General features: G+C 66.2%; 24 protein-coding genes. 12 read left to right on the forward strand and 12 right to left on the reverse strand.

The genetic code is table 11. From position 1 onward, the window contains the following. Nucleotides 1–87: 87 nt before the first annotated feature. Nucleotides 88–969 carry a LysR substrate-binding domain-containing protein gene (locus ABQJ56_RS04910; protein WP_367843870.1) on the reverse strand — a complete coding sequence of 294 codons (882 nt, stop codon included), beginning with the start codon at nucleotides 967–969 and terminating at the stop codon, nucleotides 88–90. A gap of 116 nt (nucleotides 970–1,085) precedes the next feature. Here ABQJ56_RS04910 and ABQJ56_RS04915 point away from each other — a divergent pair, with 116 nt between their 5' ends. After that, entirely contained in the window at nucleotides 1,086–1,607 is a 522-nt protein-coding gene (locus tag ABQJ56_RS04915) for a lipocalin-like domain-containing protein (RefSeq protein ID WP_367843871.1), read from the forward strand. Nucleotides 1,608–1,715: 108 nt separating this feature from the next. On the opposite strand, the gene ABQJ56_RS04920 is transcribed toward ABQJ56_RS04915, so the two are convergent. Beyond that, on the reverse strand, nucleotides 1,716–3,017 hold the full coding sequence (locus tag ABQJ56_RS04920) for an MFS transporter (protein WP_367843872.1): 1,302 nt from the start codon (nucleotides 3,015–3,017) through the stop codon (nucleotides 1,716–1,718). Nucleotides 3,018–3,510: 493 nt separating this feature from the next. Here ABQJ56_RS04920 and ABQJ56_RS04925 point away from each other — a divergent pair, with 493 nt between their 5' ends. From ABQJ56_RS04925 to ABQJ56_RS04935, 3 genes are all read left to right on the forward strand, one after another. Further along, entirely contained in the window at nucleotides 3,511–3,933 is a 423-nt protein-coding gene (locus ABQJ56_RS04925) for a hypothetical protein (RefSeq protein WP_367843873.1), read from the forward strand. Nucleotides 3,934–4,028: 95 nt separating this feature from the next. Next, nucleotides 4,029–4,898, forward strand: coding sequence for a hypothetical protein (locus tag ABQJ56_RS04930; protein ID WP_367843874.1), 870 nt, complete (start codon nucleotides 4,029–4,031; stop codon nucleotides 4,896–4,898). A 145-nt stretch (nucleotides 4,899–5,043) separates the two neighbouring features. Continuing rightward, nucleotides 5,044–6,852 (forward strand): amidase, encoded by a 1,809-nt coding sequence (locus tag ABQJ56_RS04935; RefSeq protein WP_367843875.1) that lies wholly within the window; start codon nucleotides 5,044–5,046, stop codon nucleotides 6,850–6,852. A 98-nt stretch (nucleotides 6,853–6,950) separates the two neighbouring features. On the opposite strand, the gene ABQJ56_RS04940 is transcribed toward ABQJ56_RS04935, so the two are convergent. Further along, nucleotides 6,951–7,151 (reverse strand): hypothetical protein, encoded by a 201-nt coding sequence (locus ABQJ56_RS04940; RefSeq protein WP_367843876.1) that lies wholly within the window; start codon nucleotides 7,149–7,151, stop codon nucleotides 6,951–6,953. After that, nucleotides 7,114–7,653 (reverse strand): nucleotidyltransferase family protein, encoded by a 540-nt coding sequence (locus tag ABQJ56_RS04945; protein WP_367843877.1) that lies wholly within the window; start codon nucleotides 7,651–7,653, stop codon nucleotides 7,114–7,116. The genes ABQJ56_RS04940 and ABQJ56_RS04945 overlap by 38 nt, the downstream gene beginning before the upstream one ends. 712 nt (nucleotides 7,654–8,365) lie before the next feature. On the opposite strand from ABQJ56_RS04945, the gene ABQJ56_RS04950 reads away from it, so the two are divergent. The 3 genes from ABQJ56_RS04950 (at nucleotide 8,366) to ABQJ56_RS04960 (ending at nucleotide 12,304) form a co-directional block, all read left to right on the forward strand. Beyond that, nucleotides 8,366–10,108, forward strand: coding sequence for a glycoside hydrolase family 76 protein (locus ABQJ56_RS04950; RefSeq protein ID WP_367843878.1), 1,743 nt, complete (start codon nucleotides 8,366–8,368; stop codon nucleotides 10,106–10,108). A gap of 353 nt (nucleotides 10,109–10,461) precedes the next feature. Beyond that, nucleotides 10,462–11,106 (forward strand): glutathione S-transferase family protein, encoded by a 645-nt coding sequence (locus ABQJ56_RS04955; protein ID WP_367843879.1) that lies wholly within the window; start codon nucleotides 10,462–10,464, stop codon nucleotides 11,104–11,106. Between the two features lie 178 nt (nucleotides 11,107–11,284). Then, the gene (locus tag ABQJ56_RS04960) at nucleotides 11,285–12,304 is read left to right on the forward strand and encodes an alpha/beta fold hydrolase (RefSeq protein WP_367843880.1); all 1,020 of its coding nucleotides are present in this window, start codon (nucleotides 11,285–11,287) and stop codon (nucleotides 12,302–12,304) included. A gap of 118 nt (nucleotides 12,305–12,422) precedes the next feature. Here ABQJ56_RS04960 and ABQJ56_RS04965 read toward each other — a convergent pair whose 3' ends face one another. Continuing rightward, nucleotides 12,423–12,971: a DUF1801 domain-containing protein gene (locus tag ABQJ56_RS04965; RefSeq protein ID WP_367843881.1), complete on the reverse strand. Its 549-nt coding sequence runs from the start codon at nucleotides 12,969–12,971 to the stop codon at nucleotides 12,423–12,425. Nucleotides 12,972–13,045: 74 nt separating this feature from the next. Further along, nucleotides 13,046–13,411, reverse strand: coding sequence for a YciI family protein (locus tag ABQJ56_RS04970; RefSeq protein WP_367843882.1), 366 nt, complete (start codon nucleotides 13,409–13,411; stop codon nucleotides 13,046–13,048). A gap of 236 nt (nucleotides 13,412–13,647) precedes the next feature. Between ABQJ56_RS04970 and ABQJ56_RS04975 the strand changes: the two genes are divergently transcribed. Beyond that, nucleotides 13,648–14,289: a hypothetical protein gene (locus ABQJ56_RS04975; protein WP_367843883.1), complete on the forward strand. Its 642-nt coding sequence runs from the start codon at nucleotides 13,648–13,650 to the stop codon at nucleotides 14,287–14,289. 92 nt (nucleotides 14,290–14,381) lie between these two features. On the opposite strand, the gene ABQJ56_RS04980 is transcribed toward ABQJ56_RS04975, so the two are convergent. The 3 genes from ABQJ56_RS04980 to ABQJ56_RS04990 all read right to left on the reverse strand — a co-directional run bounded on the left by ABQJ56_RS04980 (nucleotide 14,382) and on the right by ABQJ56_RS04990 (nucleotide 15,811). Then, complete coding sequence (locus ABQJ56_RS04980) at nucleotides 14,382–14,672, reverse strand: HigA family addiction module antitoxin (RefSeq protein ID WP_367843884.1); 291 nt, start codon at nucleotides 14,670–14,672, stop codon at nucleotides 14,382–14,384. Between the two features lie 16 nt (nucleotides 14,673–14,688). Continuing rightward, nucleotides 14,689–14,970 (reverse strand): type II toxin-antitoxin system RelE/ParE family toxin, encoded by a 282-nt coding sequence (locus tag ABQJ56_RS04985; RefSeq protein WP_367844012.1) that lies wholly within the window; start codon nucleotides 14,968–14,970, stop codon nucleotides 14,689–14,691. Between the two features lie 118 nt (nucleotides 14,971–15,088). Continuing rightward, the gene (locus ABQJ56_RS04990) at nucleotides 15,089–15,811 is read right to left on the reverse strand and encodes an rRNA pseudouridine synthase (RefSeq protein ID WP_367843885.1); all 723 of its coding nucleotides are present in this window, start codon (nucleotides 15,809–15,811) and stop codon (nucleotides 15,089–15,091) included. A 538-nt stretch (nucleotides 15,812–16,349) separates the two neighbouring features. Here ABQJ56_RS04990 and ABQJ56_RS04995 point away from each other — a divergent pair. From ABQJ56_RS04995 to ABQJ56_RS05005, 3 genes are all read left to right on the forward strand, one after another. Continuing rightward, nucleotides 16,350–16,706 carry a hypothetical protein gene (locus ABQJ56_RS04995; protein WP_367843886.1) on the forward strand — a complete coding sequence of 119 codons (357 nt, stop codon included), beginning with the start codon at nucleotides 16,350–16,352 and terminating at the stop codon, nucleotides 16,704–16,706. Nucleotides 16,707–16,888: 182 nt separating this feature from the next. Next, nucleotides 16,889–17,041: a topoisomerase DNA-binding C4 zinc finger domain-containing protein gene (locus ABQJ56_RS05000; protein WP_367844013.1), complete on the forward strand. Its 153-nt coding sequence runs from the start codon at nucleotides 16,889–16,891 to the stop codon at nucleotides 17,039–17,041. 157 nt (nucleotides 17,042–17,198) lie between these two features. After that, entirely contained in the window at nucleotides 17,199–18,407 is a 1,209-nt protein-coding gene (locus ABQJ56_RS05005; protein WP_367843887.1) for a TIR domain-containing protein, read from the forward strand. Nucleotides 18,408–18,489: 82 nt separating this feature from the next. On the opposite strand, the gene ABQJ56_RS05010 is transcribed toward ABQJ56_RS05005, so the two are convergent. From ABQJ56_RS05010 to ABQJ56_RS05020, 3 genes are all read right to left on the reverse strand, one after another. Next, entirely contained in the window at nucleotides 18,490–22,128 is a 3,639-nt protein-coding gene (locus ABQJ56_RS05010) for a methylmalonyl-CoA mutase family protein (protein WP_367843888.1), read from the reverse strand. A gap of 96 nt (nucleotides 22,129–22,224) precedes the next feature. Next, complete coding sequence (gene chaB, locus ABQJ56_RS05015; RefSeq protein ID WP_367843889.1) at nucleotides 22,225–22,452, reverse strand: putative cation transport regulator ChaB; 228 nt, start codon at nucleotides 22,450–22,452, stop codon at nucleotides 22,225–22,227. 208 nt (nucleotides 22,453–22,660) lie between these two features. Further along, nucleotides 22,661–23,587 carry a transporter gene (locus ABQJ56_RS05020; RefSeq protein ID WP_367843890.1) on the reverse strand — a complete coding sequence of 309 codons (927 nt, stop codon included), beginning with the start codon at nucleotides 23,585–23,587 and terminating at the stop codon, nucleotides 22,661–22,663. Between the two features lie 133 nt (nucleotides 23,588–23,720). Between ABQJ56_RS05020 and pdxR the strand changes: the two genes are divergently transcribed. Beyond that, complete coding sequence (pdxR, locus tag ABQJ56_RS05025) at nucleotides 23,721–25,214, forward strand: MocR-like pyridoxine biosynthesis transcription factor PdxR (protein ID WP_367843891.1); 1,494 nt, start codon at nucleotides 23,721–23,723, stop codon at nucleotides 25,212–25,214. The last annotated feature ends 192 nt before the right edge of the window (nucleotides 25,215–25,406 follow it).

Here is a 25,406-nt window from a genome sequence, read left to right on the forward strand (position 1 = left end):
ACCACGAACAGACGGCAATCCCTGCGCCGTCCAGAAGGTGCCTGTGCAAAAAGACGACCCTTCCAGCCCAACTCTTTGATGACCGTTTCAACCCGCCTGGCCCAGGTGCGTACGCGCCTGCTCCATCACCGCTTGGCGCAGGTGCGTCAGCGCCGCCGACGGTAGGCCAGCTGCGGCATGCAGGCACAGGTCCACGCCCGGCAGCGCCGGCAGGCCGTGGCGCCCGTCCAGGCGCATCAGCGTGGACGGCAGGTCGGCGCCCGTGCGCACGGTGATGCCCAGGCCTGCGGCCACGCCGGCCCACAGGCTGTGCAGGCTGGCGGTGACGAAAGCGGGCCGCCAGGCGATGCCGGCCCGGTCCAGCGCGGCCGTGCCCGCCTGGCGGAAGAAACACGGCGGCTGGTAGAGCGCCAGATCCAGCACCGTATCCGGCCTCACCACCGCGCCCGTTCCCGCCGGCCCGATCCAGGTCATCGGCAGCGTGGCCAGGTGTTCGGCATCCGCGCGCGCGCCCTGGTTCATGGCAAGCACCAGGTCCAGCTCGCCGCGGTCGAGTCGTTCGAGCAGCAGCCGGTTGGGTTCCACCCATACGTCCACCCGCACCGCCGGGTAGGCCTTGCGGAACTGCCCCAGCGCCGCCGGCAACCAGGACTCGGCGAAATCGCCCGGCAGGCCGAAGCGCACCACGCCGTCGACCGCCGCACCGCGCACCGCGTGCACCGCCTCGTCGTTGAGTTCCAGGATGCGGCGCGCGTAGGCGTGCACGCGGTCGCCCGCCTCGGTCAACATCACGCGGCGACCCTGCTTGCGGAACAGCGGCTCGCCCAGCTGCGATTCCAGCTTGCGCATCTGCTGGCTGATCGCCGAGGGCGAGCGCCCGATCCGTTCCGCGGCACGGGCCAGACTGCCCAGGCGCAGGATCGCCACCAGGCTGCGCAAGGCGTCCATGTCGAGATTGGGAAGCGACATAGGTAAGCAATTCGAAAGTGTTGATATCGAATTATTCGGTTTTTCCGCATGTCGGCAAGCCCTACGATCGGCGAGGCCTCACCCACGAGTGCGCCCCATTCGAAGGAGAAACCCCCATGAGCCTGCACCGCAGCTTCGCCCGCCTTGCCGTCCTCGCCTGCCTGCTGCCCGGCCTGGCCTGGTCCTCCGGTGCCAGGATGGCCGACCCCCAAGGCAACATTTCGCTGGCCGGAACCTGGACCCTGGTGGCAGCCGACGTGCTGCACCCGGATGGCTCGCGCTCGCACGACTACGGCGATGCGCCGAAGGGCCTGCTGCTGGTCGACCGCATGGGGCACTACTCGCTGCAGATTTTCCGCGCCGACCGCCCGCGCTTCGCCAGCCCGGACAAGGCCAAGGCCAGCGCGCAGGAATACCGGGCGGCCGTCATGGGCGCGAGCACCCACTACGGCACGATCACGGTCGAACCTGGCCGGCACCAGCTGGTGTTCCATATCGAAGCCGCCTCCTTCCCGAATTGGGAGGGGCAGCAGCAAACCCGCGCCTTCGAGCTGCGCGGCGACACGCTCAGCTACCGGGTGCCGCCGCGTCCGAATGGCGACGTGCCCGTATCGGTCTGGCGGCGCATCGGCGGCTGAGCCATCTCGCGAAAGCGGCGCTGGGCTGACCCCGTTTAACCGGACGGTTTCCCCATCGCGCGCGTCACCGCCAATCCAGGCACGTTCCGGCTGCCCGGTTTTCCCGGCTCAGGTCACGCGCTCCCCGGCCGCCACGCGAACGGCCGTCGCATCGGCCGGCGCGGGGTGGATGACCAGGCGCAGCCGCCCACCATCCCGGCGCAGGCGCAGATGGCGATGCCTGACCAGATAGGCTGTCGCCACCCCGGCTGCCGCAAGGCCCGCCAGCGCGCCCACGCCCAGCGCCCAGCGTGCGCCGAAGTGATCGACCACCGAGCCGACCAGCGGGGCGCCGACCGGGGTGCCGCCCATGACCACCGCAATGCGCAGCGCCAGCACCCGGCCGCGCATGGCGCGCTCGGTGGTGAGCTGCATCATGGAGTTGCTGGCCGTCATGAAAGTGAGCGCGGCGAGGCCGACGAAGAACAGCACGAACGCGAACAGGACAGGGCTGGGCATCACCGCCGCCACCGCCAGGGTGACGCCGAAGGCCGCCGCGGCGACACCCATCAGCACCATGCCGGGGAACGGGCGGCGGGCGGAAAGCAGGGCCCCGCTCATGGTGCCCGCCGCCATCGCCGAGGTGAGCAGGCCGTACTGGCTGGCATTGCCGTGGAACACGGTGACCGACATGGTCGAGATGAAGATGGCGAAGTTGAAGCCGAAGGTGCCGATCAGCAGCAGCATCACCAGCACCGCGACCAGATCCGGACGCCGCCACACGTAGCGGAATCCCGCCAGCAAGCTGCCCCGCGTGCGTGCAGGCCGCGTTTCGCCATGCAGTTCGTGTACGCGCAGCAGCCCCAGCGATACCAGCACGGCGGCATAGGAGCCTGCGTTGACCAGGAACAGCCAGCCCTCGCCGACCGCGGAGATCAACAGGCCCGCCACCGCCGGGCCGACCATCCGCGCGCCATTGAAGGAGGCTGAGTTCAGGGCCACCGCGTTGGCCAGGTCGTCATCGCTGACCAGGTCCGATACGAACGCCTGCCGGGCCGGCGCGTCGAACGCGGTAACGATGCCCAGCAGCAGGGCAAAGCCATCCACCTGCCACAGCTGCACCACGCCGGTGATCGTGACCAGTCCCAGGCCCAGCGCCAGCAGGCCGGCGGCGCCCTGGGTGTACAGCAACAGCTTGCGGCGGTCCCAGTGATCCGCGGCAAAGCCGGTCAACGGCAACAGCAGCAGGGCTGGCCCGAACTGCAGCGCCATCACCGTACCCACCGCCGTGGCGCTGTGATGGGTGAGCACGGTGAGCACCAGCCAGTCCTGTCCGACGCGTTGCATCCAGGTGCCCACGTTGGACACCAGCGCACCCGCGGCCCACAACCGGTAGTTGTAGCTCCTGAGCGAACCGAACATGCCGTTCATTGCGGCTCCGACGGCTTCGACGGATCGTTGCCGCCCCGGAGGCGACCGCAACCCCGTGCCAGCCCGACGAGGGCAATCAGCATGCCTGGGAGCGTGGCCAACGGCGTCCGGATCGCGCAGCCGCTCACGCCGCCGGCGAGATGGGGCATCGCGTCGGCAGGCATGACGCCGCCAGCGGGCCATGCGAGGTAGTGGGGCCAGGACATGGCGAAAGATTCCAGTGGGGCTTGCCCGCGCGGCAAAGCATGAACTTTAGCCGTCATCGGGAAAGCGCACATCGGTCGGTCGTCAGGGCTTCTTCCGCAAGCAGGGGATCACGCTCGATGGAGCCGGCCGCGCCATCGCGATCCATTCGCCCAATAGGCGCGGATCACCTGGCCCCCGGTTGCACCCCAGCCTCATCCGGTGGCGGCATTCCCATGCCATCCGCGATATGGCGAACCGCGCGAAGCCGGCGTATGGTCCGCAAGCCGCATTGATCCGGGGGGGAGACATGGCCATGCACGTGGAAGGAGGCATCGACGCGACCGCCAGGATGCATCCGGACGTGCTGGAACCACCGAAGCTCACGTTCGCCGCGTTGAACGCAAAGATCGACGCACTGCCCAAGTTCCCAGAAGATTCGACGATTCTTCCAAAGCAGGCCAAGTGGAGATGCGTGGTCGCCATCGCGGGCGCACTGTCTGCCCTGCCCGGCATCAAGCTGCTTTCGGGCAACGCAATCTGCACGGCCATCATCGGCTCCACAGGCGTAGCCGCAGAGATCGCGGGCGTCGTTGTCGCCGTCCCCTCCGGCATGCCCGGCAAGTGGCCGACGTTCGCCAGCGAGCGACGTGGATTCGCGGCGGAACTGGATTTCGATCTGACTCATCACCTGGCGCTGGTCGATCCGCGACCAACGGCACGGATTCGATGACAACCTCGTCCCAAGCCACCAACCACCGTCAAAGTGCCCCTGACACCTCTTCCCCACTCGACCACCGAATTCCAAACGACGCGAGGATTCCACACATGCCACGTTTCCATTTTCTCCGCAGCACCGCCATGGCGGCGGGTCTCGGCATGGCCGCTGCCTGCATGTCGCTGCCCGCTTTCGCCGCCACGCCGGACACGGTGACCTTCGCGGCAAACAGTGTATGGGCGCAGGAAATCGGCAACCTCGCCCCTTCCGGCAGCTCGCACGATTACACGGTGGCGATCGCGGCGGGCAAGACATTGCAGATCAACCTGCTCAGCAGCAATGCGAACGTGTATTTCAAGGTGAACGACCAGACCCACGACAAGCAACTGCTGGACTCCCATAAGACGGGGGTCTCCACCTGGTCGTCTCCGAACGCGACGGCCACCACGTACGCCATCCAGGTCTACATGGACCCTGGCGCGGTGAAGCGCGGAGAAACCGCGAAATACGCGTTGCAGGTCGGGCAATACGGAGCCGCAGACTTGCAGCCGCCGACGACCGCAATGACATTCCAGGCCAACAAGCCATGGGCGGTAGAAGATGGCAGCCTGGCTTCCGGCGCCACCGCGCACAACTTCACCGTTCCCATTGCGGCGGGCATGACAGTCAAGGTCAATCTCGTCGCGAGCAACCCCCAGCTGCACTTCAAGGTGGATGACCAGACCCATGGCAAAAAGCTGGTCGACACGAGCACGACCGGGGCGAACACCTGGTCCGAGTCGGCTGCGACGGCGACGACCTACATGATTCAGGTGTACGCCGACCCGGCGGCGATGCCGGCTGGACAACGAGCACGGTTCACCCTGCAGGTCGCTCAATACGGGTCGGGGGGCGCACAACCCACGCAACCCGCAGGCGCGACCACGGCCGCGTCGCCCGCTGCGACAACATCGGCATCGACGCCCCCGGCATCGCCATAAACAACGGCACCTGCCGGGAGTCAGGATCAAGGCGGCCCAGGGCCACTTCCAGCGGCCAGCAAGAAACCCTGACACCTTTTCACGCCGCATCCTCGCCGGATTCGACAGCAACGCGCTTCCGCTGCGGAGTGCACCGGGAAGAACCATGAAGACTCGTCGCGATTTCCTCACCCAGGCGCCGCTTGGCCTGCTGGGTGCCGTGGTGGCTGGCAGCGCGTTGGCGCAGGCCGGGCAGAACCCCGCGCCGACCACGCCGCCGCCCGGCTCGCCCGGCGCCTTCAACACCGCGCCGCCGGCGGGGCCGAAGCTCACCACGGCCACCTTCGCGGAAGCGGAGAAGCTGCAGCAGGTGACGATGACCGAAGCGCAACGCGAGATGGCGGTGGCCAGCTGGCCCACCTCCATGGCCGCGCTGCTGGAGCGCCGCACCGGTCCGCGCAAGGTGGCGCTGGAAGAAGGGCTGGCGCCGGCCACCACCTGGTTCCCGGCGATGGGCCGCGCGCACGTCGGCCCCGCGCATGACCGCTTCGCACCGTCCAGGGTGGCGGCCACGCCGCTGCCGGCGAAGGACGAGGACATCGCCTTCGCCTCCGTCGCCCAGCTCGGCGCGTGGATCCGCGCGCGCAAGCTCAGCTCCACCCGCCTCACGAAGATCTACCTCGAACGCCTGAAGCGCTTCGATCCACAGCTGCGCTGCGTCATCACGCTGTGCGAAGAGCACGCGCTGGCGCAGGCCGCGCAGGCCGACAAGGAGATCTCCGCCGGCCATTACCGCGGCCCGCTGCACGGCATCCCATGGGGCGCCAAGGACCTGCTCGACACCGCCGGCATCGCCACCACCTATGGCGCGGAACCCTTCAAGCACCGCGTGCCGAAGGACGACGGTGCGGTCACCCGCAAGCTCAACGAGGCCGGCGCGGTGCTGCTGGCCAAGCTCAGCCTGGGCGCGCTGGCGCTCAACGACATCTGGTTCGGCGGCCAGACCATGAACCCGTGGCTGCTCAAGGAAGGCGCCTCAGGCTCCAGCGCCGGCCCGGCCTCGGCCACCGCCGCCGGCCTGGTGGCGTTCGCCATCGGCAGCGAGACCCAGGGCAGCATCATCAGCCCGTGCATGCGCTGCGGCACCACCGGCCTGCGCCCCACCTACGGCCGCGTGCCGCGCACCGGCGCGATGACCCTGTGCTGGACGATGGACAAGCTCGGCCCCATCGCCCGCTCGGTGGAAGACACCCTGCTGGTGCTCGACGCCATCCGCGGCACCGACCCCGGCGACAGCGCCAGCGTGGCGGCGCACCTGGACTACGACGCGGCCGCCCCGATCAAGGGCCTGAAGGTCGGCTACTTCCCCGGCTGGATGAAGGAGGCGCCGGCCACCGAGCTGGACCGCGCCGCGCTCGAGCAACTGCGCGCGCTCGGCCTGGTGCCCACCGAAGTGTCCCTGCCCGACTGGCCGTACGACGACCTCAACGTGTTGCTGTTCGCCGAATCCGCCGCCGCCTTCGAGGAGCTCACGCTCTCGGGCGAAGCCGACCACATGCGCGTGCAGACCCCGGACGCCTGGCCCAACCTGTTCCGCGAATCGCGCTTCCTCTCCGCGGTGGACTTCGTGCAGGCCGACCGCCTGCGCCGCAAGATGGCGAAGGAGATGGAGCGCGTGATGGGCGAAGTCGACCTGCTGCTGGTGCCTTCGCTGCGCGACGAGATGATGGTGATCTCCAACATGAGCGGCCACCCCTCGCTCACCCTGCGCACCGGCTTCGTGGAAGTGGACCAGGTACGCAGCGACTGGGCGCCCGACCCGAAACACCCGCTGCCGAAGCTGGCCAGGCCGCACCGCGTGCCCTACGGCGTCACCCTGGTCGGCCGGCTGTTCGAGGAAGGCACGCTGGGCCGCGTCGGCCGCGCGCTGGAGGCGAAGGTGGCGGTGGCCGGGGAGCGGCCGCCGGGGTTCTGATCGACGGGGCCTGATCCGGCCAGGCAGGCCGGAGTGCGCCGGGATGACTCGGCGCGCTTTTTATGAAGGCCACAAGCAGACGGGGCAATAATCCCCCCTCAGAGCTTGTACTTCCCCATCTCTCCCCTGCCATCCCTCTGCGGCCACACCGGGCACAACGCCTCCACCGCCTCCATGAGCTCCATCCAGTCGGAAAGATCCCCCTTCCCGGGCAGCGAGGCCGACACGACATAGCCCCCGGCCAGCGGCTCGGCCACCCGGTCAGGATGCTTCATCGGCAACTTGGGCGAGGAGTTCATCGAGCCATTCCGTGCGGTCGAACAGAGCGAAGTATCCGCGTACCTCGGCCATGTTGAGCTTTCCGCGCTGCGCCCGCAACAATGCCCGAATGTCGTCGAGGTCGCGGGTACGGGATGGGTTGTTTACAAGCGCCTGCAGCTTGAAGCCGATCAGGCCTTCCGCACTGATCACCCGCAAGGTGCCGAGCGCCGTGATGCGTTCGCTGGCCTCGCCCAGAAGACGCCTGGCCACCGGGCGATGGGCATAGAGCAAGTCCAGGCCTTCGTCGTCGCGCTGGTAATTGGCGGCGTCTTCGCTGCGATGCACGCAGCGGTAGCCCAGACCAAGCAGGATATCGTGCAGGCGACCCGCATCGTCCGCATCGGCGAGGAAGTCCACGTCACGGGTAGCGCGCACCACCTGATGCGCGGCCAACGCCAGGCCTCCGATCAAGGCAGGCGGCGTCTTGCAGCCGGCGAAGGCGGCGAGGGCCTGCTTGATTTGCTCGACTAGGCGCGACATCGGCGTATTCCAATGAAATGGGCGTGGGGGTCGATCGCCACTGGATACACGATACCAAGCAAGAACACCCTCTCCCCCGGCACAGCAGAAGAGAGGAAGTTGCTGCCTTGCATGTTGCGGCGCTGCTCGCCGCCTGCGTCGTGCAGCGCGAAATCCGCTCCGCCAATACGATGCCCGCCCCGTTCGTCCTGAGCGTAATGAAGCATATCGAAGCACGCACCAGGAAAATCCCCACCAAGCCGGACGGTGAGCGGTCCGTGGCGTGGTTCTCAAAATCGGGAAAAGCCTGCGGCAATACTCCACCGAGCGCGCGGGTCTGCCGCGTTCGTCGACTCGCGCCCTGAAGGCTGCGCCACGCGCGCACTTTTCCAGACAGGAATGGCGCCAAGCCACTGGTCTGGTCAGGGAAAGATGGGGAGTTCAGCCGCCATCCCTTTCCCGGGTATTCCCATGAGGAGAGCTTCTGACCATGCATCCGACGACCTCGCCCCACTCGATTTTAGATCGATTGAATTTCTTCCCGAAGATCCGCCCGAGCCGCCTCGGCACTCCCTGGATACACCGCTCGCCCAGTCGGGCCTTGGCCTGCCTGATGACCCTGGCCATCGCGTTCGCCACGGCGGCGACTGCACGGGCCCAGCCACAGCAAGCCGAGCCGCAAATCGATGGGCCGACGGCCGTCGCCCGGGCCCGGGCGGCGGCGGACGTGTTGATGAGTTCGTACGATCCGGGCAAGGCCTGGTTCCCCTCCAGCTGGTGGAATTCGGCGGTCGCCCTGCAAACCATCGGCGACTACATGCAACGCAGCGGGGACCGCCGCTATCTCGCTCAGCTGGACAACACCTTCGAGAAGGACAAGGGCACGTTCCCGGCCGGCGTGCTGTCCGGCGATCCGCTGCTCGGCAACTTCACCAGCCGCGCCATCGACGACTCCGAATGGTGGGGCCTGACCTGGGTTGAGGCCTATGACCTGACCCGCAACCCGAAGTACCTGGACATGGCGGTCACCATCGCCAACTACGTCTACGGCTACTGGGACACCAGCACCTGCGGCGGCGGCGTCTGGTGGAACGCCGAGCGCACCTACAAGAACGCCGTCACCAACGCGTTGTGGATCAGGCTCACCGCCGAACTGCACAACCGCATCCATGGCGACCGGACCTGGCTCGCCCGGTCCAGCACGGCCTGGAAGTGGTTCCAGGGCAGCGGCATGATCAACGCCAACGGCCTGGTCAACGACGGCCTGACCGACACCTGCACCAACAACGGACAGACCGTGTGGAGCTACAACCAGGGCATGGCGATCGGCGCCGGCCTGGAACTGTGGCGCGCCACCCGGGACCCGTCCATCCTCGCGACGGTGCGCCGCCTGGCGGATGCCGCGATCGGTCCTGACGGACTGGTCGCCAACGGCATCCTGACCGAGAGTTGCGATGCCCTCGACCAGACCTGCGACGACAACGGCAAGCAGTTCAAGGGCATCTTCATGCGCTACTGGACCGATCTGGTCGACACCACCCACGATCGCGGCTACGCGGCCTTCCTGGACCAGCAAGCCGAAAGCATCTGGAACGATGATCGCGACGCCGCCGGCCGGCTCGGTACGCGCTGGTCCGGCGCCACCAGCGACGCGCATCCCAACGTCTTCGATTGGCGCACCCAGGCCAGCGCGCTCAGCGCCCTGATCGGCGAGATACCCGTCTGGACGCCGCAGGCATCCCTGGCCGCGACCATGTCCCCGGCGCAGCCCGTGATCATGCCGGCATCGTCGGGAAGCACGCCCATCGCCATCGACCTCGGGGTCTCGGCCACCGGCTGGTTCCCGCTCAACGCGAACGCATCGGTCCAGGCGCCCGCCGGCTGGGGCATCTCGCCCGCAGCAAGCCAGCTGCGTCTGCAGCCGCACGGGGTGGCATCCCCGGTCGGCGGCACGATCCCGCTGACGGTCACGGTGCCGAGCCTGGCCACGGACGGACACCACATGGTCACCGCCACCGTGGCGGCGGCCGGGCTGCATTTCAGCACCCAGGCCGACGTGCTGGTCGCGCACGCGATCGACTTCGACACCGGCACCGCCGACGAGACCCCGTGGCTGTGGGATCCCGACGGTTCGCAGAGCAATGGCGTGCAGAACCGGTTCGCCGACGGCACCAGCCACTTCACCTATCGCTTCCCGTTCCCGTTCGATACCACATCGGCGCATGTCACCCTGACCATCGACAACGAATACCTGGTCCAGGTCAGTACCGACAACCAGAACTGGACGACCGTGCTGCAGGAGAACCAGCGGATCACCGACGGCTCGAACAAGGCCGACCAGACCATCGACCTGACGCCCTACCTCGGGTCCGCCAGCGATGGCGCGAAACCGGTCTACGTCAAGGTGTCCGACGCGTTCCCCGATGATGGCTGGGGCGGGCGCGTGTACCACGTCACCGCGAACTTCACCGAATAACCAGCCGGACCAGGCCGTGCCTGCGTCCTCCAGAGACAAGGAGGACGCAGGCCAATGGCATCGTCGAACCTGATTGGCATCGAAACGCAGCGGCTTGAAGCCACTCACCCCGGCCCCTCCCCGGCAAGGCCTGAGGAGAGGGAGGCAGGCGCATCGCGTTCGCTTCGGCCCATCACTACCCGGTTGTCCACCTGGCGGACGATGTCGCGCCGTGTTCCCGCGTCAGGCACCCCGTGACTTTCGAATCAAAGTCGCCGCGGCGACGGACGAGCGGTCGATGTCGATTTCCGAAGGCCCCGTTCGTCCTCCTGTCACAGGGCCGACCAGGCCGAGCTCCAGGAGGATGACGGACGATGATCACGGTCTTTGGCGAAGGAAGAGGCTTCCGGGTCGTCTGGCTGCTGGAAGAGATGGGCCTCGCGCACCGGTTGCGGCCGGTGGACCTGCTGGCCGGCGTCGAGAAGGATCCGGAGTTCCTGGCCATCAACCCAGCCGGTTTCATCCCGGCGATCCGGGACGGCGACGTCACCATGGTCGAGTCCATCGCGATCATGGAGTACCTGATGGCCCGCTACGGACCCACACCGCTGGCGCCCGCCCCGCACGATCCGGCGTTCCCCGCTTACCAGCAGTTCCTCCACCTTGGCGAAGCCGGCCTCGCGGCCTCCGTCTACTTCGTCGTCGGCGCGCGCAATTTCGCGCCGGAGTCCGAGCGGCAGAACTGGAGCGCCGATCAGGCGCTGGACGTTTTCCAGACCCGGCTGGGCCTGGTGACGCGGCAGCTGGCACACACGCCCTATCTCGCCGGCGAGAGGTTTACCGCTGCCGACATCTCGGTGACCTACGCGCTGGAACTGGCGCAACACGGTGCAGGCATCGCCCTTGGCGACACGGAGAAATCCTATATCGCCCGCACCAGCGCGCGCGAAGCCTACCGGCGCGCCATGGAGACCTGCCAATCCAGGAAGGCATGGTTCGCCAGGACGCCCGTTCAATGATCCCTGTTTCTTCAACCCCGACGCCCCCGCTTTGGGATACCAAGCCAAGAAGCGAACCCCGCCTCGTTTTGGTTCTGCCCCGAAGTGATTCGAACGCTCTGAACTTCCCGCGCCGCCTTGAGTCGATGAAGAGGCCTGCCCGGCGCCCCCCGTCCGGGCCATCGACGGGAGAAACCTCTTGGGCAGGAAGTACCTGAAAGCAGGCAGCGCCCTTTTACTGGCCATGGTCCTTGGCCAGGCCACCGATGCCAGCCACGCCGCCGCGCCGCAGCGCATGCCGGACAGCTATGCGCAAGCGGCGAAGCTGATCGACCTCGGCCATGGCCGCCAGCTCAACCTGCGCTGCTCGGGCAGCGGGCCGCAGACCGTCCTGCTGGAGGCCGGCGCGCTCAACGATTCCTCCACCTGGTTCAAGGTGCAGCCGCTGCTGGCCGCCCACGCGCGCGTCTGCGCCTACGACCGCGCCGGCTTCGGCTTCAGCAGCGAGGGGCCGTTGCCGCGGAATCTCGACGCCGACGTGGCGGATCTGCACGCGCTGATCCAGCGTGCCGGCCTCGCGACCCCACTGGTGATGGTGGGGCACTCGCTGGGCAGCAACATCGTTCGGCAGTACGCGAGCCGCTACCCGGCGGACGTGGGCGCGATGGTCCTGCTCGATCCGCCCGCGCAGGACATCGGCCGGTTCGCCCCCGGCTGGCAGAAGGACGAGGACACCCTCTCGGTGCAACGGTTCGCGTTTCTCCACCGCTGCGAGGCGGCCGCCGAAAAGCACGCACTGCCGTCCACCGATCCGGAACTGCGCCAGTGTCTCGGCGAGGCCGATCCGCTCGCCAGCGCCAGGCTCAACGCGGTGAACCTGGCCCACATGTCCAAACCCGCGTTCTGGCACACCGTGCTGTCGGTGCTCCAGAACAATCCCGCGGTATTCAAGCCGCCGGTGTCAAAGCAGGAGACGCACGGCTCGACGCCCCTGCTGGTGCTGTCCGCCGCGAACACCTATGCCGATGCGCTGCCGCGCGACCGCAAGGGTCTGGAAGAAGCCCGCGCCCACACGCAGGCGCAGATCGTCGCCACTTCCTCCCGCGGCACGCTGGTGCACGTCCCGGATACCTCGCACGACATCCAGATCGACCAGCCGGAGGCAGTGGCCAAGGCGGTCGAGCAGGCACTGCGGATGGCAAGGCACGCACTGGGGTGATGCTGTCCAGGGGCAAAGCCAAGAATGAGGCTGATCCGGCCGACTGACACCAAGCCAGCGCGGATTCAACGTCCGCCGTCCCGGTTTCCGTGCCCCGGTTTCCGCGCCCTGCCCGCGCTCAGTGCTTCTTTTTCCCGAAGCCGGGGATGGCCGTGGCTTGTTTCATCCATGACGCGGCCTGGCGTTCGTCGAGGTCTTCCACCGATGCAAGGTTCACGCCCCGCGAGTCCTTGCCCATCCCGATCGGCGTAACCGGCGGCACCGGCTTGAGCGAGGTGCCGCGGCCGAACGTCAGCTTGACGTGGCCGGCGAAACCGCCGCAGGAGAAGCACCAGCCATCGCCGACGCCGTACCACGCCATGCCCCATTTCACGGAGCGCCGCAAACCCGGCAGCGTCCTGGCGGCCAGGGCATCGACGCGCTCGGCGATGCCGCGTTGCGGCTGCGGCAGGCTGCGGATATAGGCAAAAACCGGCTCGTCCCCGTCCTTGGCCTTCGCCGGGCTGGCCCGGCCCGTCATGGCGACCGGCAGCGTGGTGGCGACCGCGGGCGCTGCCGCGCGCGCGCCGGGTTGGCGTGCTTTCGACCCGGCCTTGGCGACCGGGCCGGCAGCGGGTTTCCCCGCCGCCTTGCCGCCTGCTTTCCCGGTATCAACGGTGCGTGCCATCGCAAGCCTCCCATCGTGGAACCGTGCAGAAGTGTCCCTGACGCCGCTTCCAATCAAACGCCTGAAGATGGCCCTTATTCTGCTCTTCCTTCGGGCCGCGGCTTGAACCGGCGAACCTCCTGCGGCCAGCCGCAGGCTTCGGCCAGCTTGCCCGCCCACTGCCTTGCCGCCTGCTCGTCGGCCACGTCGATCACGGTGAAACCGCCCAGAAACTGGTGGTCCCGGACGTAGGGCCGTCGGTGAACCTCAGCGTGCCGCGGGTGGCATCCGCCGTGAAGGCCGCATCCGGATCCTCCTCCAGCCCCCCCGGCGAACACGTAGACACCCGCCGCCTTCATCGCATGCACCACCACCATTGCCAGCGGACCGCGCTCCTTGAACCACCTCTCGCTGTGCTCGCCGACCCACGGCTGGTTGAAGTAGATCAGGTACTCGCCCATGTGCTGCCCAAGGTCACGCAGCGCTGGTGGCTGCCGTCTTCCTGACGACGAACGGGCGCAGCCCGGATCGACACAAGACTGGGCGCTTCGTCGACGTGCAGAAAACGGGACGGAGGAAGTCAAGCGAAGACCTTGCAGCTTCCTCCGCCCCGGTTTCCTCCGGAAAGAGGACGGGGCCCAGGTTTCCGTGGCAGGCTAGAGGCCTCACGAACGTCGATCACAGGGGATCAACGCGAATGGAGTCATCGACACTGACGTTTGCCGCGCTGGACAAGCGGATCGAGGACTTGCCGCTGCATCCGTCCTACCAGTTCACCCCCAGCCGTCGCGCGGGATGGGGCAGCAGCATTGGTTTCGCATCGGCCTTGCTGGCCCTGATCATCGGCAAGACGCTGCCCAACAACCGCTGGGCACTTGCCGCCGCAATTGTGCTGGTGGTTATCGAGCTATCGGCGTTCTTTGTAGCTTGGACCGCGCAACAGCCAGGCTTCAACATGAAGCCGTCCAGCGAGCGGCGCGAATTTGCCGAGATCCTGGACTTCGACATGCCGCATCACGAAGAGCTGATCGGCTGGCTGCGGAATTTTCCGCGCGAGCGCCTGCAGGCCATGAGCGACTTCACCGGTTTCCGCGTGGAGCGGTTGCGCAGCAAACTCCCCCTGTTGACCGGCGGGCTGGACAGGCTGGGTATCCTGCCGATCCTCGTCGCCCTCTTCATCCAGTTCAAGGACATGCACTGGCCGCCGCAAGTCAGCTGGCCCGAGGTCTTCCTGTTCGTCCTGCTGATGGGCGTCTACTGGCTGAGCCTGTTGCAGGTTGGGGTGCGATTCCGCGTGGAGCTGTACGACATGCTCCTGAAAAAAGCGCTCGCGACGTAGCCGCCCAGATCCGTGTAGAACGAACAACACATGGGACGGATAAAGTGCGCCGTGCCACGCATTTCGGTTTGGAACATTCGGGGCCTGAGGACTTACGCGGCAATCCGCTCAATCTGGTCGACGGTCTTGCCGAGTGTCCGGTGCGCCTCTTCCAGATCGTAGTCGGCCTGAAGTCCCATCCAGAAGCGCTCGCTGGTCCCCAGGGCAGCGGCCAGGCGCACGGCGGTATCCGCCGTGACACCGCGCTTGCCGAGCACGATCTCGTTGATGCGGCGCGGCGGCACGCCGGCAGCGCGCGCCAGGGCGTTCTGGCTGATGCCCATCGGCGTCAGGAACTCCTCGAGCAACACTTCGCCGGGATGGATGTTGGGCAGGCTCTTCATGATCGACTCGTTGATGTCAGTGGTAGTCGACGATTTCCACGTCATGGGCGTCACCGTCGATCCAGCGGAAACAGACGCGCCATTGATCGTTGATGCGGATGCTGTACTGGCCCTTGCGCTGGCCCTCCAGGGCTTCCAGCCGATTGGCCGGAGGAATGCGCAGGTCATCCAGCACCGAAGCGTTTGCCAGCATGCGCAGCTTGCGGCGCGCCACGGATTGGATATCGGCAGGCAGGCGCCGGGAAGGCGTGCCGCCCCAGATCTTCTCCGCTTCCTTGCCGGCAAAGTTCCTGATCACCGGCAAACCATAACGCCATCCGTCATATAACGCAAATCGTCATGGCCTGACCCGAAGCGCACTTCGCGACCATTCAAACGGTTGCAGGTGAATCTGGCCCCGTCTTTCCAAATAACCCTCAGATACGTTCGTGTGGCGCCAGGTAACGCCATTGTCCCGGCGGCAGTTTCGCCAGCGGAATACGCCCCACGCGCAGACATTTCATCGCCAGCACGGTGAGTCCGACCGCGTTGCACATCGGCTCGATCTGGGTCGGCCGCAACACCTTGAAGGCGAAGCGCAGCCGTTGTTCACTCTGCCAGCTAACCTTGATCGGCGGCATCGCATAGTTGTTGAAGCGCAGGCCGTGATTGAGCAGGGCCAGCCCGTTCGGAATCAGCGTGCCTTCCACATCGACGACAAATTCCTGTTCGATGCGACTGACATCCTCGGTCAGCTTGCGCACGACGCGCCAGTCCTGGGTGAAGATCAACAGGCCACTGGCACCTGTCGGAAGCGAAAGCGGCGAGGTCAGTCGATGCAGGTGTCGCCGCAACGGGCGCACGCCGGAGGCATCGTCAGGCGTGCGTGTCAGTGCAGTGACCAGCGCGCTGGCCGGGTTGGCGCCGGCATCGCTATCGTATCCCGAGGGCTTGTGCAGCACCAAGGTGATCGGTTCGGCGGGAGTCAGCCGGGCAGCCGGATCGAGTTCGACGACTTGCGTGTCGACCATGAACTGCGGCTCTTCCACCACGTTACCGTCGACCCGCACCCAGCCGCCTTCGATGTATTGCTGGGCCTCGCGTCGCGAGCAACCGGTCAGCGCAGTGAGATGTTTGTCGAGGCGTAGCGGTTCGGTCATCGGGTGGGTCGCGGGTGGTGGTCAGTCGGGCCATTGTAGGCCGCGGCGAAACGAAACCGGGGTCAGAGTCTGAGGTTTCCGATCACAGGGGATCAACGCGAATGGAATCATCGACACTGACGTTTGTCGCGCTGGACAAGCGGATCGAGGACTTGCCGCTGCATCCGTCCTACCAGATCACCCCCAGGAATGCGCTGAGGACTGTATTCAACCTCCTTCGCCGAGGTTTCGCCACCACAGGGACGAATTTCGAATATGCGCATCCTGAACACCGTCATTTCGATTAATTAAAAACACGTACTTCGAATTAATCAAAAAAGTGGACTACAAAATAAAGTCCAATTCCTACAAATTAAACCCATCCGCCTGACAGATTTTGTTTTACTTCCGCCTTATAATGAAAACCGCCGCAGCGCAATTGACGCCGGCCGGAGAAAACCGCAACGGGAGAAAACCCGCAAGACCAAAAGCAGCGCGGGCCGCATGGGCTGGAACCCATACGACCCGCTGACCACAACCAACTTACGAGGAGTTGATCATGGCTAAGCCCGATCATACGGCAGTCGCGCCCGACGATGCGCGCATCCCCACCAACCCGCTCTCGCGCCCCTACTGGACCCTCGCCGAAGCCGACCTCGGCCAGCAGGACGCCGCCACTCTGGCCGGCCTCACCACCGCCATCCGCGCCCTCGCCCGCGTCCTCACCAACAGCGAAGCCTTCCGCGACATGCACGTCAACAGCCAGAGCGACACCATCGAGCGCGGCTGCAGCCCGCTGGATGCTCCCACCACCGAAGGTCTCTTCGCTGCCTTGTACTTCCTCAGCGAGCAGGCTGAGGGGCTCAGCCAGTTGCCTGTGTCCACCTCGATCCATTCGAACGACGTGTCGTACTGAGCTCCGCAAACCATCTCGCCGGGCGGCTGTTCCAAGACCGCCCGGCCAACCCCGGGTGGGCGACGTCAGGTTCCAGGCGATGATCGCAAAAGCGCTAGGTCGCCACGCCTACCGGCGCCGCGTTGCTTGAACTGGTGCGCAGCGTCCAGACGGCAGCCGCGGAACCAACGATCCAGGCGCAGGTGTCTGCCCCTGCCGAAGCGTCACCCGCTTGCCCGAAGTGCGGCAAAGAGATGATGCAACGTACCAACAGACGAACCAACGACCACTTCTGGGGTTGCACGGGCTATCCAAGCTGCCACGGTACGCGTCAGCTCGAAGAAGGCGCACTCTGACGCTTGTTCCGCAGGGCGATGGTTAATTGGCCACGCCCCCTTTATTCGTATTCATGCTTGGCCGCCGCTTGCAGATTTCGTAGAGAAGTCGCACATGATCAACTTTGTACTCAATATAACTTATTGATTTTATGAGTTAAATATCTTAGAAGTTTGCATGTTTCGCACGCTACAGACTTTTTTGCTCTTTTGCCTTACAATGAAAGGCGCGTCACATTTCCACACCTCCGGAGGTCGTATGGCTACATCAGCTAAAGCGAAAGGCGCGGCGAAGAAAGCTCCAGCTCCCCAGCCAAGCTCTACCAAACGGAGTTACGTCAGCCAAGCAGACATTCCGGCATTCGGCATCGAACAAGCGATCCGCATCCCGCAAGCCATTGCCGACAACTATGGCAAGAGCCCAACTAAGCCGCTGCGCGTAGCACAGGCAATGGACATGACACCTGGGTCAAGCCACTTTCGCATGCTTTGCGGCGCTTCAATTGCATACGGACTCACGGAGGGCGGCTATAACTCCGAAACCATAGCGATTACTCCTTTAGGACGACGGATCGTTGCCCCAACCAAAGAAAACGATGATCTTGCCGCCAAACGTGAGGCATTCCTTCGGCCGCGAGTGATTCGAGAGTTCCTAGCGAAATACAACAACAGCCGATTACCATCGGAGCAAATCGCAGGGAACGTTCTAGAAGAAATGGGCGTACCCAAGGAGAAAGCAAAGGAAGTATTGGCTCTGATCATCGACGGACTCCAAGCACTTGGACTTTCACGTGATGTAAAGAATCAAATGTATGTTGATCTCGATGGGGCCGCCGTTCTCTCGGAAATCGCTTCCTCGACCGGAGATAGTGAGGCAAGGGATGATCGAAATGATCAAGAGAATCCCGCCCACGACGAAAGCTCAGAAATGCCCGCTCAATCTGCGCAAACGCAGAAGCGTGAGACAGGTCGGGTCTTCATCACGCACGGCAAAAACAAAGAAATCGCAGGCCAGATCCGCGAACTGCTTACGTTTGGCGGCTTCACACCAATCATCTCTATCGAGAACGAAACGATTTCGAAGCCAGTTCCAGACAAGGTAATGGACGATATGCGCTCTTGCAGTGCAGCCATTATCCACGTAGGCACGGATCAGCGCCTAATTGACCCCGAAGGCAAAGAGCACAAAATCCTCAATCAAAATGTGCTTATAGAGATTGGCGCAGCGATGGCACTCTACGGGCGCAAGTTCATCCTTCTGGTTGAGAAGGGAGCAACTCTACCATCAAATCTGCAGGGCCTATATGAGGTGCGTTACGAGGGCGAAAAGCTTGACTACGATGCGACTATGAAGCTTTTGAAGGCCTTTAACGACTTCAGGGGCTGAACTTCAAAGTTCATTGAGGTATAGGACTGCCAAAGACTTCGAACAAGTAATAAGTGCCCCTATTGGGGCACTTATTCGACGCTCACATATTCCGCCGATACTCCCCACCCACATCGTACAGCGCATGGCTGATCTGCCCCAGCGAGTGCGTCTTCACCGCCTCCATCAGCGCAGCGAAGACGTTCTTGCGGTCCCGCGCGGTGTTCTGCAGGTAGGCCAAGCCATGCTTGTCATGCACCTGCGGCACAGGCGCATCCGTGGAATCGGTGCCATGCGCATGTGACGTCTCACCCGCCGGCGCCAGCCCATTGCGCGCCTTCTGGAACGCCTGCACGTTGGCGATCTGCTGCCCCTTCTCCTCCTCCGTCGAACGGATCAGCTCGATCTCGGTGGCGATCTCGCCGCCGTGGTCCTTGGGCAGGAAGGTGTTGACGCCGATCAGCGGCAGCGAGCCGTCGTGCTTCTTGTGCTCGTAGTACATCGACTCTTCCTGGATCTTGCCGCGCTGGTACATGGTATCCATGGCGCCGAGCACGCCGCCGCGCTCGCTGATCGCCTCGAACTCCTTGTACACGGCCTCTTCCACCAGGTCGGTGAGCTCCTCGACCACGTAGCTGCCCTGCCAGGGGTTCTCGTTGAAGTTGAGGCCCAGCTCCTTGTTGATGATCATCTGGATCGCCACGGCGCGGCGCACGCTTTCTTCCGTCGGCGTGGTGATGGCCTCGTCGTAGGCGTTGGTGTGCAGGCTGTTGCAGTTGTCGAACAGCGCGTACAGCGCCTGCAGCGTGGTGCGGATGTCGTTGAACTGGATTTCCTGCGCGTGCAGCGACCGGCCGGAGGTCTGGATGTGGTACTTCATCATCTGGCTGCGCGGGCTGGCGCCGTAGCGTTCGCGCATGGCGCGGGCCCAGATGCGGCGGGCGACGCGGCCGATGACGGTGTATTCCGGGTCCATGCCGTTGGAGAAGAAGAAGCTCAGGTTGGGCGCGAAGTCGTCGATCTTCATGCCGCGCGCGAGGTAGTACTCGACGATGGTGAAGCCGTTCGACAGCGTGAAGGCGAGCTGGCTGATCGGGTTCGCGCCGGCCTCGGCGATGTGGTAGCCGGAGATGGACACCGAGTAGAAGTTGCGCACCTTGTGTTCGACGAAGTACTGCTGGATGTCGCCCATCATGCGCAGCGCGAACTCGGTGCTGAAGATGCAGGTGTTCTGCGCCTGGTCCTCCTTGAGGATGTCGGCCTGCACGGTGCCGCGCACGGCGGCCAGCGTCTCGGCCTTGATGCGCGCGTAGGTTTCCGCGTCCACCAGCTGGTTGCCGGTGACGCCGAGCAGGCCCAGGCCCAGGCCGTCGTTGCCCTTGGGCAGCTCGCCGGCGTATTGCGGGCGGCCGTTGGGGTACATCGCGGCGATGGTCTTTTCCGCCTCGGCCCAGCGCGCGGAATCCTGCTTGAGGTATTTCTCCACGTTCTGGTCGATCGCGGTGTTCATGAACATCGCGAGGATGATAGGCGCGGGGCCGTTGATGGTCATCGACACCGAGCTGGTGGGCGCGCTGAGGTCGAAGCCGGAGTACAGCTTCTTCATGTCGTCCAGCGTGGCGATGTTGACGCCGGAGTTGCCGATCTTGCCGTAGATGTCCGGGCGCGGCGCCGGGTCTTCGCCGTACAGCGTCACCGAGTCGAACGCGGTGGAGAGGCGCGTGGCCGCGCCGCCCTGGCTCAAGTAGTGGAAGCGACGGTTGGTGCGCTCGGGCGTGCCCTCGCCCGCGAACATGCGGGTGGGGTCTTCGCCGCTGCGGCGGTACGGGTACACGCCTCCGGTGTAGGGGTAGTGGCCGGGCAGGTTTTCCTTGCCGAGGAACAGCAGCTGGTCGCCCCAGCTTTCGGTCTTGGGCGGCGCGACTTTGGGGATCTTCTGGTGGCTCAGGGATACGCGGTAGTTCTCGACGCGGATGGTCTTGTCGCGCACCTTGTATTCGTTGACGTCCTTGGTCACCGATTCGCGCAGCTTGGGCCAGTCGCGCAGCAGGTGGATGGACTCGTGGGTGAGTTCCTTGAGCGCGGCGTTGTAGCGCTGGCGGAGCAGCAGCAGGGTGCGGTCGACTGCTCCCCTCTCCCCCCGGGAGAGGGGTTGGGGGTGAGGGTTCGGGGCTTGCGTGGGGTCTGCGGCAAGGGCCGTACCCTCACCCTCGGTCCCTCTCCCGGAGGGAGAGGGAAGCAAAGCAGGATGCAGATCTTCGCTGTGGTACAGCTCGAGTGGCTTGGGCAGCTTGTCGTCGCCCAGCTCCTTCAGCGACTCGTAGTAATGCTGCGCCTTGCTGGCGGCCTCGGCCTGGTGGGCGACGGAGGCGTTGATGCCGCGGCCCTGCTCGGCGATCTCGGCGAGGTAGCGCACGCGTGCACCGGGGATCAGCACGGTGGCGCGCGGCTCCTTCAGCGTGGTGTCGAGCTGCGGCGTCCACGATTCCGCCGGCAGGTGCAGCTTGTCGCGCATCAGCCGGCACAGGTTGGCGAACATCCACGTCACGCCGGGGTCGTTGAACTGGCTGGCGATGGTGGGGTACACCGGCACGTCCTCGTCCTTGACGGTGAACGCGGTGTGGTTGCGCTTCCACTGCTTGCGCACGTCGCGCAGCGCGTCTTCGGCGCCGCGGCGGTCGAACTTGTTGAGCACGACGAGTTCCGCGAAGTCGATCATGTCGATCTTCTCCAGCTGGCTGGCGGCGCCGTAGTCGCTGGTCATCACGTAGACCGGGAAGTCGACGAGGTCGACGATCTCGGAATCGCTCTGGCCGATGCCGGCGGTTTCCACGATCACCAGGTCGTAGGGCTGCGCCTTGAGGAAGTCTATGCAGTCGTGCAGCACCTCGTTGGTGGCGGCGTGCTGGCGGCGCGTGGCCATGGAGCGCATGTAGACGCGGTGGCTGCGCAGCGCATTCATGCGGATGCGGTCGCCCAGCAACGCGCCGCCGGAGCGGCGGCGGGTGGGATCGATGGCGAGCACGGCGATGCGCATCTGCGGGAAGGCGTGCAGGAAGCGCAACAGCAGCTCGTCCACCACGGACGACTTGCCCGCGCCGCCGGTGCCGGTGAGGCCGAGCACGGGCGTGGCCTTGCCGGCCAGCTTCCACTGCTTGCGCAGGTGGTCGAGGTCGGGGGCGGAGAGCTTGCCCTCCTCGATCGCGCTGAGCATGTGGCCGATGGAGATCTCGTCGTCCACGCTCACCTTGGAGGTGGCGGTGTCGGGCGCGCGCTGCGCGGCGGCGCGGCCGGCGCGCTGCATCACGTCCTCGATCATCTCGGTGAGGCCGAGCTTCATGCCGTCGTTGGGGTGGTAGATGCGCTCCACGCCGTAGGCCTGCAGCTCCTTGATCTCCTCCGGCGTGATGGTGCCGCCGCCGCCGCCGAACACGCGGATGTGCGCGGCGCCCTTCTCCTTCAGCATGTCCACCATGTACTTGAAGTACTCGACGTGGCCGCCCTGGTAGGACGACAGCGCGATGGCGTCCGCATCCTCCTGCAGTGCCGCGCGCACCACGTCCTCCACCGAGCGGTTGTGGCCCAGGTGGATCACCTCCGCGCCCTGCGACTGGATGATGCGGCGCATGATGTTGATCGCCGCATCATGGCCGTCGAACAGGCTGGCCGCGGTGACGAAACGCAGCGGGGTGGTCTCGGCCTGGGGGGCGCCGGCGGGGACGTGCTTGGCGGGGGAACTCATGGCAACTCCGACATCGTGTGCTTGAACCGGACGATTCTAGTGGTTCAGCCCCGTGTCCGCTGGTGCACCGCCACATGCACGGCAGTGCCGGCCGGCCTATTTCGCGTGCCAGCGGTCGTCGTCGCCCTTGGCGTAGCCCTGTTTCACCGCCGACCACGCCACCTTGCGCGCCACTTCCTCGCGCGATTCGTCGCCGCGGCGCTTGTCCGGATCGGCGTATTCCTCCCAGGCGTGGTTGAACGCCTCCTTGTAGATCTCCTGGGCGTGCTTCGGCAGGTGGTCGCGCACCGCGTCGGGCAGCTGGCTGAGGGTCCGGTAAGGCATGGCGGGCTCCGTGGGAACGGGCCTGCCAGCTTGGGGGATGCGGGATAAAGCGGCCGTCAAGCGGCGGTGTTTTCTCCTCCCCCTGCGTGCAGGGGGAGGTCGGGAGGGGGTGCTTTCGTCACTGGCGCGCAGGTGGCCAAAGCCCCCCACCCCAACCCTCCCCTGCAAGCAGGGGAGGGAGCATGGAGAGGGGCGTCGCTCGGCGGGTTCAGTGCACGTAGTTGATCGCGATCGCCGGCGTCAGCGAACGCGTCGCGTTGTGCCCGCCCACGATCACGCGCGCGCCCAGCAGCACGCCGAGGTTCGAGTTGAAGCTGTATTCGACCGCGGGCGCATAGCCGTAGGCGTCGCTGGAGCCGGCCTGCAGGTGCACGGGTGTGGGCAAGGCATCGGCCGGGTCGGCGCTGCCGTCGACGCGGCTGGCCGCGCCGTGGCTGCGGAACAGGTCCAGCGCCAGCACCCAGCGGCGGGTGACGCTGTATTCGAACGAGGTGCCGATGTAGAACGCGTCGCCCGGGCGCGCCGTGCCGCGGAAGCCGGGCGCGGTGCCATAGACGCTGGCGCCGCTGACGTCGGCATCGCCGTTGAAGGTGCGGGTGAGGTTGAGCCGCACGCGCAGCAGGCGGCCATTCGGCATCCAGAAATAGCTCTGCGCGTTGAGGCCCAGTGTGGTGGCCCAGGCGCCGCCACCCATGCCGTCGCTGGCGCGCGCCAGCCGGTCGTAGCGGCCGGTGGGCACGGTTTCCTGCAGCTGCACGGCGAGCGTGGGCAGCCAGCTGCCTTCGTGGAAGCGGGTGAGCCGGTACTGCGCCTGCACGATCTGGTCGCCGAGGCCGATGCCCGAGCTGCTCGGCCCGTGGCTCACGCGGTTGTAGCCGATGATGGGGATCAGGCCCACGGTGAGCCGGTCGGTGAGGCCGTACAGTACGTAGGCGCGCGAGCCGAACGCGTCCGCGCCCTTCGAGGCGGCGTCGTAGACGTAGGGCTCGACCAGCATGTGCCCCTGCGGCAGCGTCTCGGCGGAATTGGCCAGCATCGGGCCGGTCCACCAGGCGTCGTCCAGCAACTGCCGCGGTGGGCCGGCATCCTGCGCCATGGCCGTTCCGGCGCCCAGCAGCAGGGCGAGCAGGGCCACGAGCCCTGCCCCTCTCTGTCGTGCCGCCTTTGTCCATCGCCACGTGACCACCGACACCTCCATCGTTCGCGCATCGCGGGCAGACTAGGCAGGCAAGTGGTACGAGCAAATAGCCACCGAGCGAGAACATGACATGACCACTCGGCAAAGCGTGATGAAGCGTGTACCCACCGGCCTGGTGCCGGCGATCGCGCTGGACGGCGGCGGCCCGATCTACCAGCAGCTGGCGGAATGGTTCCGCCGCGCCATTGCCGAGGGCCGGCTGCGCCCGGGCCAGCGCGTGCCCTCCACCCGCGCGCTGGCCGACGAACTCGGCGTCTCGCGCCTGCCGGTGCTGGGCGCCTACGAACAACTGCATGCCGAGGGCTACCTGGAAAGCTTCACCGGCGCCGGCACCTGCGTGGCCGCGGCGATTGCGCTGGAAGCGCCGGCCGCGCCGACCCGCCGGCCGCCGCGCGCGCCGCCCACCTCCGTATCGCCGGCCTCGCGCCGGGTCGCCGCGCGGGTGGCGGCGATGGCCGCGCCGCCGCAGAGCTGGCTGGAGAGCCAGGGTGCGTTCCGCGTGGGCGTGCCGGCGCTGGACCATTTCCCGCATGGCGTGTGGTCGCGCCTGCTGAGCCGGCATGCGCGCAACGTCGGCACCGATGCGCTGGTCTACGGCGACACCATGGGCCACGCGCCGCTGCGCGAGGCGATCGCCGAATACCTGGCGACGGTGCGCGCGGTGCATGCCGACGCCGGGCAGATCCTGGTCACCAGCGGCGCCCAGCACGGCCTGCAGATCTGCGCGCACGCCCTGCTCGACCCCGGCGACCGCGCCTGGGTGGAGGAACCTGGCTATCCCGGCGCGCACCAGGCGCTGGCGGCGGTGGACGCCGTGCCCGTGCTGGTGCCGGTGGATGCGGACGGGCTGGACGTGGCCACGGGCATCCGCCGCGCGCCGACGGCGCGGCTGGCCTGCGTCACGCCTTCGCACCAGTTCCCGCTGGGCGCCACGATGAGCGCGGCGCGGCGCATCGAGCTGCTGCAGTGGGCGGCACGCACCGGCAGCTGGATCGTCGAGGACGACTACGACAGCGAGTACCGCTACGGCAGCAAGCCGATCGCCGCGCTGCAGGGGCTGGATGCCGACGCGCGGGTGATCTACGTGGGCACCTTCAGCAAGGTGCTGTTCCCCGGGCTGCGGCTGGGCTACCTGGTGGTGCCGAAGGATTTGCTGCCGGCCTTCCGCGCCGCCCGCGACGCGCTGGACACCTGCTCGCCGATGCTGCCGCAACGGGCGCTGCACGACTTCGTCCGCGAAGGCCACTTCGCGCGGCACATCCGCCGCATGCGCGTGCTGTACGCGGCGCGGCGCGCGGCGCTGCAGGCGGCGATCCACCGGCATCTGCCCGGTGCGCTGCAGATCGTGGGCGCCGAGGCGGGCATGCAGCTGACCGCCCTGCTGCCGCCGGAAGTGGACGACGTGGCGCTGTCGCAGCGGGCGGCGCGGGCCGGCGTGTCGGTGCGGCCGCTGTCGCCCTGTTACCGCGGCGAGGCGAAGCGCAGCGGCCTGATCCTGGGCTACGGCAGCGTGGACGCGCACGCCATCGACGAGGGCGTGCGGCGGCTGCGAAGCTGCCTGTAGGCGCTTTTGCTCGTCACTCCCGCGGAGCCAGGACAAAAGCGAGCCATGCGGGCGTTGAACAGCCGAAGGCTGGCCCCGAAGGGGCGAGCGCGGCGAGTCGTCCCGTGCCGTTGCCACCGAGAGTATCGAGAGCCACCGGGCCCGGCGTTCGCTGGGACGACGGGAGTTTTTCGACGACGCCCGCCGCAGCGA

Source organism: Rhodanobacter geophilus (genome assembly GCF_040812275.1).
GTDB classification, from domain to species: domain Bacteria; phylum Pseudomonadota; class Gammaproteobacteria; order Xanthomonadales; family Rhodanobacteraceae; genus Rhodanobacter_A; species Rhodanobacter_A geophilus.

Excerpts from the sequence above, each read along its gene's own strand:
- ABQJ56_RS05005 (WP_367843887.1), top strand. The coding sequence starts at position 17,199 with ATGTTTCGCACGCTACAGACTTTTTTGCTCTTTTGCCTTACAATGAAA.
- ABQJ56_RS04945 (WP_367843877.1), bottom strand. The coding sequence starts at position 7,653 with ATGTCGCGCCTAGTCGAGCAAATCAAGCAGGCCCTCGCCGCCTTCGCC.
- ABQJ56_RS04940 (WP_367843876.1), bottom strand. The coding sequence starts at position 7,151 with ATGAACTCCTCGCCCAAGTTGCCGATGAAGCATCCTGACCGGGTGGCC.
- ABQJ56_RS04990 (WP_367843885.1), bottom strand. The coding sequence starts at position 15,811 with ATGACCGAACCGCTACGCCTCGACAAACATCTCACTGCGCTGACCGGT.
- ABQJ56_RS04935 (WP_367843875.1), top strand. The coding sequence starts at position 5,044 with ATGAAGACTCGTCGCGATTTCCTCACCCAGGCGCCGCTTGGCCTGCTG.
- ABQJ56_RS04975 (WP_367843883.1), top strand. The coding sequence starts at position 13,648 with ATGGAGTCATCGACACTGACGTTTGCCGCGCTGGACAAGCGGATCGAG.
- ABQJ56_RS04995 (WP_367843886.1), top strand. The coding sequence starts at position 16,350 with ATGGCTAAGCCCGATCATACGGCAGTCGCGCCCGACGATGCGCGCATC.
- ABQJ56_RS04980 (WP_367843884.1), bottom strand. The coding sequence starts at position 14,672 with ATGAAGAGCCTGCCCAACATCCATCCCGGCGAAGTGTTGCTCGAGGAG.
- ABQJ56_RS04915 (WP_367843871.1), top strand. The coding sequence starts at position 1,086 with ATGAGCCTGCACCGCAGCTTCGCCCGCCTTGCCGTCCTCGCCTGCCTG.
- ABQJ56_RS05010 (WP_367843888.1), bottom strand. The coding sequence starts at position 22,128 with ATGAGTTCCCCCGCCAAGCACGTCCCCGCCGGCGCCCCCCAGGCCGAG.
- chaB (WP_367843889.1), bottom strand. The coding sequence starts at position 22,452 with ATGCCTTACCGGACCCTCAGCCAGCTGCCCGACGCGGTGCGCGACCAC.
- ABQJ56_RS04970 (WP_367843882.1), bottom strand. The coding sequence starts at position 13,411 with ATGGGCGAGTACCTGATCTACTTCAACCAGCCGTGGGTCGGCGAGCAC.
- ABQJ56_RS04920 (WP_367843872.1), bottom strand. The coding sequence starts at position 3,017 with ATGAACGGCATGTTCGGTTCGCTCAGGAGCTACAACTACCGGTTGTGG.
- ABQJ56_RS04955 (WP_367843879.1), top strand. The coding sequence starts at position 10,462 with ATGATCACGGTCTTTGGCGAAGGAAGAGGCTTCCGGGTCGTCTGGCTG.
- ABQJ56_RS04925 (WP_367843873.1), top strand. The coding sequence starts at position 3,511 with ATGGCCATGCACGTGGAAGGAGGCATCGACGCGACCGCCAGGATGCAT.
- ABQJ56_RS04910 (WP_367843870.1), bottom strand. The coding sequence starts at position 969 with ATGTCGCTTCCCAATCTCGACATGGACGCCTTGCGCAGCCTGGTGGCG.
- ABQJ56_RS04965 (WP_367843881.1), bottom strand. The coding sequence starts at position 12,971 with ATGGCACGCACCGTTGATACCGGGAAAGCAGGCGGCAAGGCGGCGGGG.
- ABQJ56_RS04930 (WP_367843874.1), top strand. The coding sequence starts at position 4,029 with ATGCCACGTTTCCATTTTCTCCGCAGCACCGCCATGGCGGCGGGTCTC.
- ABQJ56_RS04950 (WP_367843878.1), top strand. The coding sequence starts at position 8,366 with ATGAGTTCGTACGATCCGGGCAAGGCCTGGTTCCCCTCCAGCTGGTGG.
- pdxR (WP_367843891.1), top strand. The coding sequence starts at position 23,721 with ATGACCACTCGGCAAAGCGTGATGAAGCGTGTACCCACCGGCCTGGTG.